The sequence below is a fragment of the Stutzerimonas sp. R40042 genome, from assembly GCF_026642215.1.
In the GTDB taxonomy this organism is placed as follows: Bacteria; Pseudomonadota; Gammaproteobacteria; order Pseudomonadales; family Pseudomonadaceae; genus Stutzerimonas; species Stutzerimonas frequens.
Map to the genome: position 1 here is coordinate 4,415,614 of NZ_CP113258.1, position 12,334 is coordinate 4,427,947.

Below are 12,334 nucleotides of genomic sequence, written 5' to 3' on the forward strand. Positions count from 1 at the left end.
CAGACAGTGAGCGGACGCGCACCGCTACCGGCGCGCCTGTCAGCGCTCCTTGGTGCCTTCCACTTCCTCGGCCATGCGTGCCAAGCCGAGGTGGCGCACGTCGGTGCCGCGCACCAGGTAGATCACCAGTTCGGCGATGTTGCGCGCGTGGTCGCCGATGCGCTCCAGCGAGCGCAACGCCCAGATCACGCTGAGCACGCGGGAGATCGAGCGCGGGTCTTCCATCATGTAGGTGACCAGCTCGCGCAGCGCGGTCTTGTATTCACGGTCGACGGTCTTGTCGTACTGCGCCACCGACAGCGCCAGCTCGGCATCGAAACGAGCGAAGGCATCCAGCGATTCCTGCACCATCCGACGCACTTGGTCGCCGATGTGACGCACCTCGACGTAACCCTTGGGCGACTCGCCTTCCTCGCACAGCTGGATGGCGCGGCGGGCGATCTTGGTCGCCTCGTCACCGATGCGCTCGAGGTCGATCACCGACTTGGAGATGCTGATGATTAGGCGCAGATCGGAGGCCGCCGGCTGGCGGCGGGCGAGGATGCGCACGCATTCCTCATCGATATTGCGCTCCATCTGGTTGATCTGGTCATCCACCTCACGAACCTGCTGAGCGAGCCCGGAATCGGCCTCGATCAGCGCGGTGACCGCGTCGTTGACCTGCTTCTCCACCAGCCCGCCCATGGCCAGCAGGTGGCTGCGCACCTCCTCCAGCTCGGCGTTGAACTGCTGGGAGATGTGTTGGGTGTGGCTGTCTTTGCTGATCATGTGCGAACCCTTGCGAAACTGTTGTTCTCTCGCCGGACGGTCCGGCCTTTGGCAAAGCGTGCTGCGCTAGGAGGCGGCGCGCAGACAGTACGAACCAGGTACGGCAAGCGCCGCCGACAACGCGCAGCGCGATTTGCCATAGCCGGCTAGCCGTAGCGGCCGGTGATGTAGTCTTCGGTCTGCTTCTTGGCCGGGTTGGTGAACAGCGTATCGGTGTCGCCGTACTCGATCAGTTTGCCCATGTACATGAACGCCGTGTAGTCGGACACCCGCGCGGCCTGCTGCATGTTGTGGGTGACGATGACGATGGTGTACTTGGCCTTCAGTTCGTAGATCAGCTCTTCGACCTTCAGCGAGGAGATCGGGTCGAGGGCCGAACTCGGCTCATCGAGCAGCAGCACTTCCGGCTGCACGGCGATGGTGCGGGCGATCACCAGGCGCTGCTGCTGACCACCGGAGAGGCCGAGCGCCGATTCGTGCAGACGGTCCTTGACCTCGTCCCACAGCGCCGCGCCCTTGAGCGCCCACTCGACGGTCTCGTCGAGCACGCGCTTCTGCTTGATGCCCTGGATGCGCAGGCCGTAGACCACGTTCTCGTAGATGCTCTTGGGGAACGGGTTAGGCTTCTGGAACACCATGCCGACGCGACGGCGCAGGTCGGCCACGTCTTCGCCCTTGCGGTAGATGTTGGTGCCGTCGAGGTTGATCGCGCCCTCGATGCGGCAGCCGTCGACCAGGTCGTTCATACGGTTGAAGCAGCGCAGCAGGGTCGACTTGCCGCAGCCGGACGGCCCGATGAAGGCCGTCACGCGCTGGCGCGGGATGTTCATGCTGACGTTGAACAGCGCCTGCTTCTGGCCGTAGTACAGGCTGAGGTCAGGCACCTCGATGGCGACCTGCTCGTTGGCCAGGTTCAGGCTGCGCTTGTCGCGGCCCAGCGCGGAAATGTCGATGGAGTGGGTGTTGGTTTGCATGTGCTCGCTCCGTTTGCAGCCCCGGGCTGCAAGCTATTGGCTGCAAGCCAGGCCGGTTGCCTCGTCTCGAAGCAGACCGCCGGGCTTGCAGCACCAATCAATGATCCAGCGCCTTGTATTTCTCGCGCAGGTGGTTGCGGATGACGACCGCACTGAAGTTGAGAATCGCGATGACCAGCACCAGCAGGAACGCCGTGGCGTAGACCAGCGGGCGCGCCGCCTCGACGTTGGGGCTCTGGAAGCCGACGTCGTAGATGTGGAAGCCCAGGTGCATGATCTTCTGATCCAGATGCAGGTAAGGGTAGTTGCCATTGAGCGGCAGGTTCGGCGCCAGCTTGACCACGCCGACCAGCATCAGCGGCGCCACTTCGCCGGCGGCGCGGGCCACGGCGAGGATCAGGCCGGTCATCATGGCCGGGCTGGCCATCGGCAGCACCACCTTCCACAGCGTCTCGGACTTGGTCGCGCCGAGGGCCAGCGAGCCTTCGCGGATCATCCGCGGAATGCGCGCCAGGCCTTCCTCGGTGGCGACGATCACCACCGGCAGGGTGAGGATGGCCAGGGTCAACGAGGCCCACATCAGACCCGGCGTGCCGAACACCGGCGCTGGTGCGGCTTCCGGGTAGAACAGCCGGTCCAGCGAGCCGCCCAGCACGTAGACGAAGAAGCCCAGACCGAACACGCCATAGACGATCGACGGCACGCCGGCCAGGTTGTTCACGGCGATGCGGATGATGCGGGTGAGCAGGCCCTGCTTGGCGTACTCGCGCAGGTAGACCGCGGCGATCACGCCGAACGGGGTGACGATCACCGCCATGATCAGGGTCATCAGCACGGTGCCGAAGATCGCCGGGAACACGCCGCCCTCGGTATTGGCCTCGCGCGGTTCGTCGCTGACGAACTCCCACAGCTTGGCGAAGTAGAACATCAGCTTCTGCGGCGTCGACATGGCATTGGGCTGGAACGCTCGCACCACCTTGCCCAGGCTGATCTCCTGTTCGCGGCCATCGGCGGTGCGCACGGTGATGCTGTCGCGGTTGAACTGCTGCTGCAGCGCCACCAGCTTGTCTTCCAGAACCCGGTACTCGGCATCCCACTGGGCGCGCTCGGCATCCAATTCGGCCTGCGCCGCGGCGTCCAGACGATCGTCCAGCTCCAGCTTGCGGGTCTTCAGGCGCAGACGCTCGAGGCCGTGGTTGATGCGGCCGATTTCCACCTTTTCGATGCGCGAGATCTGCGTGTGCAGCTCATCGACGCGGTCGATACGGGCCTGCAACTCATTCCAGGCGCCTTCGCCCTCAGCGACCAGCTGGCCGGCCTCCTTCACGTTGAGCAGGAACCCATAGAAATTGCCCCACTCGCGGCGCTCCAGCACCATCAGCTCGGCGGGTGTGCGCTGGTTGCTCAGCCACTCACCCACGACCCAGGAGAAGTCCGCGCCGTAGACCTCGCGGTTGCCGACCTTGAGCAGCTCGCGGGTCATGAACTCGCCGCCCTCGATGTTCACCGGCAGGCCGCTGGCCGCCAGGCGCGCCCGCGGCACTTCTTCGGCCTGCACGACCTCGCCGGCCAGCACACGCGTCTCGGCGCCGGGCACGCTGTAGTCGGCGACGATCACGTCGGCCGGCCAGAAGTGCGCCAGGCCGCGCACGGCAATGATCGCCAGCAACCCCAGGGTCATGATCACGGCGATGGCCACCGCGCCGGCGTTCATCCAGATCCAGGGTGTGCCGCTCTTGACCCAGGTGTTCAACGAATCCTTTTTCACGGATCGATACCTTTTGCGAAGTCTGGTTTACAGGCTGGCGTACTTGCCGCGCAGCCGCTGGCGGATCAGCTCGGCCAGGGTGTTCATGACGAAGGTGAACATCAGCAGCACCAGCGCGGCGAGGAACAGCACGCGGTAATGGGTGCCACCGACTTCGGATTCGGGCATTTCCACCGCGACGTTGGCGGCCAGGGTGCGCATGCCCTCGAAGATGTTGGCTTCCATGATCGGCGTGTTGCCGGTGGCCATCAGTACGATCATGGTCTCGCCCACGGCGCGCCCCATGCCGATCATCAGCGCCGAGAAGATGCCCGGGCTGGCGGTCAACAGCACCACGCGGGTAAGGGTCTGCCAGGGCGTGGCACCGAGTGCCAGCGAGCCCAGGGTTAGGCTCTTCGGCACGCTGAACACGGCGTCTTCGGCGATCGAATAGATCGTCGGGATCACCGCGAAGCCCATCGCCAGGCCGATTACCAGGGCGTTGCGCTGATCGAACGGGATGCCCATGTCGTTGGACAGCCACAGGCGCATGTCACCGCCGAAGAACCAGTTTTCCAGATGGCCACTGATTTCCAGCGAGCCGAAACCGATCAGCAGGATCACCGGAATCAGCAGCACCGCTTCCCAGCCCTCCGGAACCGCCAGACGCACCCGCTGTGGCAGGCGACTCCAGGTCCAGGCGGCGAAGAGAATGCCGACCGGCATCAGGAGCAGGAGACTGAAGATGCCCGGCAGGTGGTTCTCCAGGAATGGCGCGAGGAACAGGCCAGCAAAGAAGCCGAGGATCACCGTCGGCAGTGCCTCCATCAGCTCGATCACCGGCTTGACCTTGCGGCGCAGCGACGGCGCCATGAAGTAGGCGGTGTAGAAAGCCGCGCAGATGGCCAGCGGCGCGGCCAGCAGCATGGCGTAGAACGCCGCCTTGAGCGTACCGAAGGCCAGCGGCGCGAGGCTCAGCTTGGGTTCGAAATCGGTATTGGCCGAGGTGGACTGCCAGACGTAATCCGGCTCCGGGTAACTCTCATACCAGACCTTGCCCCACAGCGCGCTCCAGGAAATTTCCGGGTGCGGATTGTCGATCACGAAACGCTGCAGGCCCTTGTCGGACTCCACCAGCAGGCGGGTTGCGCGAGGCGACAGCGCGGCCAGCGCAGCGCCGTCGGCAACCTGCTCCTTGAGCAGAGTGCGGTGCGCGGTGCTGTGGAATACACCGACGTTGCCGCTGTCGTCCAGGACGAGGAAACCCTTGCGCCGCTCTTCCGGCAGGATCTGCCGAATCGGACTGCTGCCCAGCTGGAAGTTGCGCACGTTCTTCAGCTCGGCCTGACCGTCGGCGGCGCGGACCATGAACCATTGCCCGACGGTACCCTTGGAATCACCCACCATCAGCGAGATGCCACCCAGCAGCGGGCTGATCGTGGTGATCTCGCTACCATCGCCGACCAGCTTGTAACGGCCGTTGAGTTGCTTGCGACGCAGATCGAAGACATCCACGCTGGCCTTGCCGCTAACCGCGTAGAGCCACATGTGGCGCGGATCGATCAGCAGCTGGCGAATCGGCTCGGCCAGTTGCGGCAGGTCGAGGCGCTCCTGCTCCAGCGTCACTTCGCCGGTCATCAGGTTTTCGCTGCTGGCGATGCGCTGGGCGTGCAGAGCGGTGCCGGTTGCACCGGCGACCAGCAGGGTCTTGCCGTTCAGGCTGACCGCTGCCTGCTCGATCGGCCGGCCTTCGGCGTCGAGCTGCAGGGGCTCTTCACCGAACGGATAGGACAGTTCAGGGGTGATGGTCTTCTTGTTGTTCGGGTAGGTGACCTTGTAGTTGTGCTCCAGTACCAGCGCCTGGCCGTTATCCAGGCCCAACACCAGTCGCCGCGTACCGGGCGTGTCCTGGCCTACCGAAACGATGCTGCTGTCGGCGGGCAGCGGTATGGCCTTGCTGGACAGCAGCGAGCCATCCTTCAGCGCGAAGAAGCGCGCCTGACCGTCCGAGCCCAGCCGCAGGGCGACCTGATTCTGTTCTTCGACGTTCAGCAGCAGCGCTTCGCCAGCCTCGGCCAGCCAGGCCGGCCGCTGCATCTCGCGGCTCTCCAGTTCGGCGCCCTGGAACATGGGCAGTACGACCTGACCCAGATAAAAGAAAATGAGGGTGATGGCACCCAGTACCGCCAGACCGCCGATGGACACGTACCAGCGCGCCAGGTGGTCTTTCAGCGCGCGCATGCGGCGCTTGCGCTGCAGCGCCGGCGTGTTGAAGTCCAGCCGTTGCACATCGGAATTCGCGGTCATGTTTTCCATGTCGTTCATGCCAGGGCTCCTGGGCCTGAGCGGCCCTTCGGGGCGCCTAATCTAATAAAGCCGTGTGACAGAAAGATTACAGCCAGGTGACGCGACGAAGCCCGCCAGCGCGTATCGCGTGGCGGGCATCTGCGCATGGCCGGCGCGCTAAGGCGCCGGCCGTCACGCGGGTCTTACAGACCCAGTTCCTGCATGGTCTTGTCGACCACCTTCTTCGGCAGCGGGATGTAGCCGTCCTTGACCACGACTTCCTGACCCTGCTTGGAGAGCACCAGCTTGAGGAACTCGGCGTCGATCGGGCTCAGCGGCTTGTTCGGCGCCTTGTTGACGTAGACGTAGAAGAAGCGAGCCAGCGGGAACTTGCCGGCCAGAGCGTTCTCTTCGTTGGCCTCGAAGGCCTCGCCACCCTTGGACAGCGGTACCGCACGGACGCTGGAGGTCTTGTAGCCGATGCCCGAGTAACCGATGGCGTTCAGGGTGCTGGAGATCGACTGCACCACCGAGGCCGAACCCGGCTGCTCGTTGACGTTGGACTTGAAGTCACCCTTGCACAGGGCTTCTTCCTTGAAGTAGCCGTAGGTGCCGGATACCGAGTTACGACCGAACAGCTGGATCGGCTTGGCCGCCCACTCGCCGGTCATGCCCAGGTCGCCCCAGGTCTTGATGTCCTTCTCACCACCGCACAGGCGGGTGCTGGAGAAGATGGCATCGACCTGCTCGATGTCCAGCGACTTGATCGGGTTGTCCTTGTGCACGAACACGGCCAGGGCGTCGATCGCCACCGGAACGGCAGTGGGCTTGTAGCCGTACTTCTCTTCGAAGGCCTGAATCTCGTTGTCCTTCATGGGGCGGCTCATCGGGCCCAGGTTCGCAGTGCCCTCGGTCAGCGCGGGCGGCGCAGTGGAGGAGCCGGCAGCCTGGATCTGAATATTGACGTTCGGATAGCTGCGCTTGAACTCTTCGGCCCACAGGGTCATCAGGTTGGCCAGGGAGTCGGAACCAACGCTGGACAGGTTGCCGGAAACACCGGAGGTCTTCTGGTAGCTCGGCAGCGCCGGGTCTACAGCAGCGACTGCGCTCGCGGCGCCAACGCCAGCGGCAACGAAGGTCAGGGCCGCCATCAAACGATTCAGTTTCATACCTTGCTCCTAGCAGGTGTGTGCTCGAGTGTGTTGGAACGGGGGCCAGTATCTGCAGGCCGTGTGAACACTCTATGAATCAAGTGTGACAATCTCATGACCACGTGCACCATTGACCTGGTGCGGTCGCTGTGGCGGTTCACAGCCGTTATACTCGGCGCCATCGCCCGCGCTAGCGCGGGCATTTCGCGCCAGAACAACAAACGCGCCGCGAGTCCGACTGATGAACGAATACGAACAGGAAGATCCGATCCCGCAGGGCGACCTGGCGCTGCAGCTCACCGCGCTGCCCAGGGAAACCAATGGTTTCGGCGATATATATGGTGGCTGGCTGGTGTCGCAGATGGACCTGGCCGGTACCGCGATGGCCAGCCGCGTGGCCGGCGGGCGTGTCGCCACGGTGTCCATCGATCGCATGGCGTTCATGGTGCCGGTAGCGGTCGGCGCGCAGCTGTCCTTCTATACCCAGACGCTGGAAGTCGGGCGCAGCTCGATTCGCATGTTGGTGGAAGTGTGGAGCGACGATCCGCTGTCCAGCGAGTGGCGCAAGGTCACCGAAGCGGTGTTCGTCTTCGTCGCCATCGACGGCAGCGGCCGCACCCGCCCCGTTACCCCGCGCCGCTGAGACCAGCACACTGGTTTCCGACAGTTAGCCCGTCGGCACGTCGGCGCCCGGCCGCCCGGTGGCCAGGACGAAGCAGTTCTTGCCGCTCGTCTTGGCCCGGTACAGTGCCCGGTCGGCACACTGATAGAGCTGTTCGCCCCGCTGCCCCTCCTGCAGGGTCGCCACACCGATACTGACCCCAACCCGCAACGCCGCGTCACGCGGGTGGCGGAGTTCAAGCGCGGCCAACGCCGCGATCACCTGCCGTGCGATGCGTTGTGCCGCTGCGCTGTCGCAGTTGTACAACAGCAGCGCGAACTCCTCTCCGCCAACCCGTGCTGCCAGATCCAGCGGACGTCGTGCGAAACCTGCCAGCAGTTCACCGAACGTGCGAATCAGTGCGTCGCCGGCCGGGTGGCCAAACGCGTCGTTGTAGGCCTTGAAGTCATCCAGATCGAGCAGCAGCAGACTCAGGGGGCGGCGATCCCGGCGCGCCTGGGCTATTCGCTGGTCGAGCGCCCGATCATGACTGCGTCGATTGGCCAGACCGCTCAGGGCATCGTGCTCGGCCACCCAGCCCAGTAACTGGCGCATCAGGAACTGCTCGCGCTGGGAGTACTCGTGCAGGTAGCGACTGACGGCACCGATGATCAGCAGCAGCGTGTAATAGCTGACCGCGATCCAGTGCTGCGGCAACTGTGCGGGCGTCAGGATCAGGTACGCCATGAGCACGTCCAGCAGCACGATCAGTAACGCACCCAGGAGTGCCACCCAGAAGGTCACACCGAGGAAGAAGAACGAGCTGACGATCAGCAGCCCGGCGCCGTACTGGAAGTTGAGCGGGGCATCCAGCGCCTCGAAGCGGATGTCGATGAATGCTGCGATCACACCGATCAGCACCAGCAACGCGGGGAATATCCGATTGGCCTGGGCGCGAAAGGTACGGCTGTAGAACGACAGTACCAGCACGACGATGCCCGGCACGATCTGTAGCAGCCGCAGCAGGGTAAGCGTACCCAGCCAGTCGCTATCATCCAGCTGGAAATAGCGGTGCTCGAAGTACAGGTAGCCGGATACCGCGACGATCAGCAGCAGCGCCGCAAGCCGCTGCGATGCCCGGGCCTGGCCGTCGAGATAGGCGCGGAATTCGTGCTCGAGTTGCGGCCTGAAGCGAAGCAATCGAAAGCCGCCGTGCAGCTGGCGGCCGTAAGGCGTCTCGCGAAAGCCCTCGGTCGCAGCTTGATCGGTGGTATGTCGCATGGAAGAACCCGCAAATTCGATGACGGCGATGATATCACTACGCCAGCAGCCGATCGGAACCGTCCGACGGGCGTCGTGGCAGACAGCCTGGTCTTTGGACAGAGCGCTTGCACTGGACGTTTCAAGCATCGAAGATCGCGCTACATGCATTGCTGGATGTATCCGCGTGACCACCCTTCTGCTTGCCCTCTGGCCGCTGTTCGCCTTGATCGTCGCCGGTTATTTCCTGCGCCTGCGCGCCTTTCCGAGTGCCGAGTTCTGGCCCGGCGCCGAGCGCATCAACTATTTCCTGCTCTTTCCTGCCCTGCTGTTCAGCAGCCTGGCCACCGCACCCCTGGACAACCCCGCGTTGCCACGGCTGGCCGGCGCCGTGCTGCTCGGCCTCGGTCTGGCCTGGGTCGGGCTGCTGATCGCCAAGCGTCTGCGCGGCTGGTCAGCCGGGCGTTTCGGTGCCATCACCCAGGGCGTGCTGCGCTTCAATACCTATCTCGGTCTTGCCGCGGTGGGCAGCCTGTTCGGCAAGGAAGGCCTGGCACTGGCGGCCCTGATGCTGGCGTTGATGGTGCCGACGGTGAACGTGATGTCGGTCTGGGCGCTGACCGCCGAGCGCGGTGTGAGCGTGCGCGGTCTGTTGCTGCCGATCGCCAGGAATCCACTGATCCTGGCCTGCCTGGCCGGCGCGCTGGTGAACCTGTCGGGGCTGGGATTGCCAGGCGGTACCGATCGGCTGCTGGGCCTGCTAGCGGCTGCCAGCCTGCCGCTGGGCCTGCTCTGTGTCGGTGCGGCGCTAAAGCCGCAGGAGCTGGGCGGTGAGATTCCGGCGCTGGGCTGGAACAGCGCAGTACGCCTGCTGGCCGTGCCGCTACTGGCCTTCGGCGTGGCACGGGTGCTCGGCTTGCCAGATATGGAAACGACCATCCTGGTGCTGTTCTTCGCGCTGCCCACCGCGCCGACCGCTTACGTGCTGACCCGCCAGCTGGGCGGTGACAGTCATCTGATGGCGGGCATCATCACCCTGCAAACCCTGCTCGCCGCAGCCAGCCTGCCGCTGGTGCTGACCCTGCTGAACGGCTGATCAGCGCGCCACCTGTCCGCGCAGGAGGCGCAGCAGCATCAGCGCCAGGCCGAAGCCCAGCGCGCAGAGCACCAGCAACGGACCGAGATAGCCGAGGGCATCCTGCAGCCAGCCCAGCAGCTGGTGCCAAGCGGCCAACTGCGAGCCCTGCGCCGGCACGTAGCCGCCCTGCTGCCAGATCCGGTAGGCCGCATGCAGCGGAATCAGCGTCAGCGGCAGCAGGATCAGGCACAGCCAGTAGCCGCTGCGCCGGTAGGCGCCCAACAGCCCCCACGGCAGGTAGGCGGCTCGAATGAGCTGGAAGAAGCAGAAGATGTAATAGACGACCAGCAACAGAACGAAACCGCTGCGCAGTGACGGCGCCAGCCACAGCTCGCGCAGTGCGGCGGTGCTGATCGTCAGGCTCAGCACGCCCCAGAGCAGAAGGAAGAAGGTTCTCATCGCGTTCTCCGACGGATTTTTTCGCAAGCGGCCATCGGAACAGAATTCAGTCGCACATACGCAAAACCACTTCACGAAACCAGGCTCATTTGCGCCGATCATGCAGGCTACGTGCGCGCCCGCACGGGTTAGAACAGGCTGAGCTGGTCACCTGGCGGCGCCTCCGCCGGGCTCCGAGGCGTCAACGCCGCGGCTTCGCACGCAGCCGCGGCACTATTCAGACGCTCGGCCAGCCCGGCGGCGCGCTCTGCGCGGGTGCTGACCGCTTCGGCCAGGCGTGCCGGCAGCGCCCAGATTTCCACCTGGCGCTTGGCGCGAGTGATGCCGGTGTAGAACAGCGCGCGGGTCAGCAGCGGGCTCGGTTGATCCGGCAGCGCCAGCAGTACCTCGGCGAACTCCGAGCCCTGGCTCTTGTGCACCGTCATGGCGAAGGCGCTGTCGTGGCTCGGCAGCCGTGCCGGCGCGAAGCCGCGATAACCGTCGTCACCCTCGAAGAACACCCGCAGGCCCTGCTCGGTTTTCAGGCACAGGCCGATGTCGCCGTTGAATAGCCCCAGCGCGTAGTCGTTCTGCCGGACCATCACAGCCCGCCCGGGATACCAGCGCTCGCGGGCCGGCACGCCGAGGCGACGCCTGAAGCGTGTTTCCAGCGCCTCGTTGATACCGGTCACGCCGAACGGGCCCTCGCGTTGCGCAGTCAGCGCCCGGAAACCGTTAAAGGCCTCGAACGCCGCGCCTGAATCGCCCTGCCGCGCAGCCTGCAGGTAGCCGCCGTACCCCTGCTCCAGCCGCTCGATCAAGGCGGTCGGGCTGGGCGTCGCGTTCCAGGCGAGATCCGTACGACCTTCCTGCAGCAGCGCGACGGTGCCTTTCGCATCGCCGGCGTTGATCCGCCGCGCCAACTCGCCGATGCCGCTGTCCCCGGCGAAGCGGTGGCTGTGGGTGAGCAGCACCACCGCATCGCCGAGACGCGAGCGCGGCGTCTCGACCGGCACGGGTTGGCCGGTGATGCGCTCCAGCTCGCTTGCCGCCCGGGCATCGAAACCGCGGCCTTCGCAGAGTTCGGCGAACACCGCACCGGCCTCCACGGCGGCCAGCTGATCCTTGTCGCCGAGCAGGACCAGCCGCGCCTTCGGTGGCAGCGCGACGACCAGCTTGGCCATCAGCGCCAGGTCGACCATCGACGCCTCATCCACCACCAGCACGTCCAGCGCCAGCGGATTGGCCGCATCGTGGCGCACACGGGGGCTGTCGCCGCGGCTGCCGAGCAGGCGGTGCAGGGTCCGCGCCTCGTCCGGCAGGGCCTCCTTCACCGCATCGCTGACCGGCAGCTCGGCCTTGGCGTTACGGATCGCCTCGGCCATGCGCGCGGCGGCCTTGCCGGTGGGTGCGGCGAGGCCGATGGCCAGGCGCTCGCCGCCAGGCTGCTCGAGCAGCGCCGCCAGCAGGCGCACCACGGTGGTGGTCTTGCCCGTGCCGGGACCGCCGGAGATCACCGCCAGCCGACGCCGAACTGCCTGGGCGGCGGCCAGGCGCTGCCAGTCAGGGCGCTGCTGATTGAAGGCGAACAGCCGCGCCAGGCTCTCGGCAAGCCATACTTCGTCCACCTCGGGCGCATCGCCGGCGCGGGCCAGCAGCTGTTCGGCCAGCTGCTGTTCGTAGGCCTGGTAGCGGGCCAGGTAAAGCCGGTTGCCGAGCAGGGTCAGCGGCGCGTAGTCGTCTGGTGCACCGACCAGCGAAGAGGCTTCGAGCTGAGCGCGCCAAACGGGTAGTGACGGCATGCTGAGATCGACATCGGGCCAGGGCCGCCTGCCAGCCAGGCGTTCCAGCGGCAGACAGACATCGCCGGCCGACAGCGCCTCGCAGCACAGCGCGGCGGCGAGCAGCACCGGCTCGGAGGCGTCCGGCTCAAGGCGTTGCAGGCTGGCAACAAAGGCGCGCTCCAATGGGCCGAGGGGTAGCTCTGCAGGCAGGGTCATCGGGTAAGCCTCGATACAGGACGTGTAGGGT

Annotated in this window: 10 protein-coding genes; 2 read left to right on the forward strand and 8 right to left on the reverse strand. The window is 65.4% G+C overall.

The annotated features are described in order from the left end of the window. Positions 1-39: 39 nt before the first annotated feature. The 5 genes from phoU to OUY36_RS20790 all read right to left on the reverse strand — a co-directional run bounded on the left by phoU (position 40) and on the right by OUY36_RS20790 (position 6,944). Positions 40-768, reverse strand: a complete 729-nt coding sequence (phoU, locus tag OUY36_RS20770; RefSeq protein WP_110779068.1) for a phosphate signaling complex protein PhoU — start codon at positions 766-768, stop codon at positions 40-42. Positions 769-914: 146 nt separating this feature from the next. After that, positions 915-1,742 (reverse strand): phosphate ABC transporter ATP-binding protein PstB, encoded by an 828-nt coding sequence (pstB, locus tag OUY36_RS20775; protein WP_267935826.1) that lies wholly within the window; start codon positions 1,740-1,742, stop codon positions 915-917. A gap of 97 nt (positions 1,743-1,839) precedes the next feature. Further along, positions 1,840-3,510, reverse strand: a complete 1,671-nt coding sequence (pstA, locus tag OUY36_RS20780; RefSeq protein ID WP_267935828.1) for a phosphate ABC transporter permease PstA — start codon at positions 3,508-3,510, stop codon at positions 1,840-1,842. A 27-nt stretch (positions 3,511-3,537) separates the two neighbouring features. Further along, a complete protein-coding gene (locus OUY36_RS20785) occupies positions 3,538-5,814 on the reverse strand; it encodes an ABC transporter permease subunit (protein WP_267935830.1) in 2,277 nt (758 codons plus the stop codon). 164 nt (positions 5,815-5,978) lie between these two features. Continuing rightward, a complete protein-coding gene (locus OUY36_RS20790; protein ID WP_102838944.1) occupies positions 5,979-6,944 on the reverse strand; it encodes a PstS family phosphate ABC transporter substrate-binding protein in 966 nt (321 codons plus the stop codon). Positions 6,945-7,167: 223 nt separating this feature from the next. Here OUY36_RS20790 and OUY36_RS20795 point away from each other — a divergent pair, with 223 nt between their 5' ends. Continuing rightward, positions 7,168-7,569 carry an acyl-CoA thioesterase gene (locus tag OUY36_RS20795; RefSeq protein WP_003286782.1) on the forward strand — a complete coding sequence of 134 codons (402 nt, stop codon included), beginning with the start codon at positions 7,168-7,170 and terminating at the stop codon, positions 7,567-7,569. 24 nt (positions 7,570-7,593) lie between these two features. On the opposite strand, the gene OUY36_RS20800 is transcribed toward OUY36_RS20795, so the two are convergent. After that, a complete protein-coding gene (locus OUY36_RS20800; RefSeq protein WP_267935836.1) occupies positions 7,594-8,808 on the reverse strand; it encodes a GGDEF domain-containing protein in 1,215 nt (404 codons plus the stop codon). Between the two features lie 166 nt (positions 8,809-8,974). Here OUY36_RS20800 and OUY36_RS20805 point away from each other — a divergent pair, with 166 nt between their 5' ends. Beyond that, positions 8,975-9,883, forward strand: coding sequence for an AEC family transporter (locus OUY36_RS20805; protein ID WP_110778783.1), 909 nt, complete (start codon positions 8,975-8,977; stop codon positions 9,881-9,883). Here OUY36_RS20805 and OUY36_RS20810 read toward each other — a convergent pair whose 3' ends face one another. Beyond that, the gene (locus OUY36_RS20810; RefSeq protein WP_133455340.1) at positions 9,884-10,324 is read right to left on the reverse strand and encodes a hypothetical protein; all 441 of its coding nucleotides are present in this window, start codon (positions 10,322-10,324) and stop codon (positions 9,884-9,886) included. Between the two features lie 128 nt (positions 10,325-10,452). Beyond that, positions 10,453-12,303, reverse strand: a complete 1,851-nt coding sequence (gene recD / locus OUY36_RS20815) for an exodeoxyribonuclease V subunit alpha (protein ID WP_267935838.1) — start codon at positions 12,301-12,303, stop codon at positions 10,453-10,455. Positions 12,304-12,334: the final 31 nt, after the last annotated feature.

Bases quoted from the DNA above. Each gene is read 5' to 3' on its own strand.
- phoU (WP_110779068.1), bottom strand. From the start codon at position 768: ATGATCAGCAAAGACAGCCACACCCAACACATCTCCCAGCAGTTCAAC.
- pstB (WP_267935826.1), bottom strand. From the start codon at position 1,742: ATGCAAACCAACACCCACTCCATCGACATTTCCGCGCTGGGCCGCGAC.
- OUY36_RS20785 (WP_267935830.1), bottom strand. From the start codon at position 5,814: ATGAACGACATGGAAAACATGACCGCGAATTCCGATGTGCAACGGCTG.
- OUY36_RS20790 (WP_102838944.1), bottom strand. From the start codon at position 6,944: ATGAAACTGAATCGTTTGATGGCGGCCCTGACCTTCGTTGCCGCTGGC.
- OUY36_RS20795 (WP_003286782.1), top strand. From the start codon at position 7,168: ATGAACGAATACGAACAGGAAGATCCGATCCCGCAGGGCGACCTGGCG.
- OUY36_RS20800 (WP_267935836.1), bottom strand. From the start codon at position 8,808: ATGCGACATACCACCGATCAAGCTGCGACCGAGGGCTTTCGCGAGACG.
- OUY36_RS20810 (WP_133455340.1), bottom strand. From the start codon at position 10,324: ATGAGAACCTTCTTCCTTCTGCTCTGGGGCGTGCTGAGCCTGACGATC.
- recD (WP_267935838.1), bottom strand. From the start codon at position 12,303: ATGACCCTGCCTGCAGAGCTACCCCTCGGCCCATTGGAGCGCGCCTTT.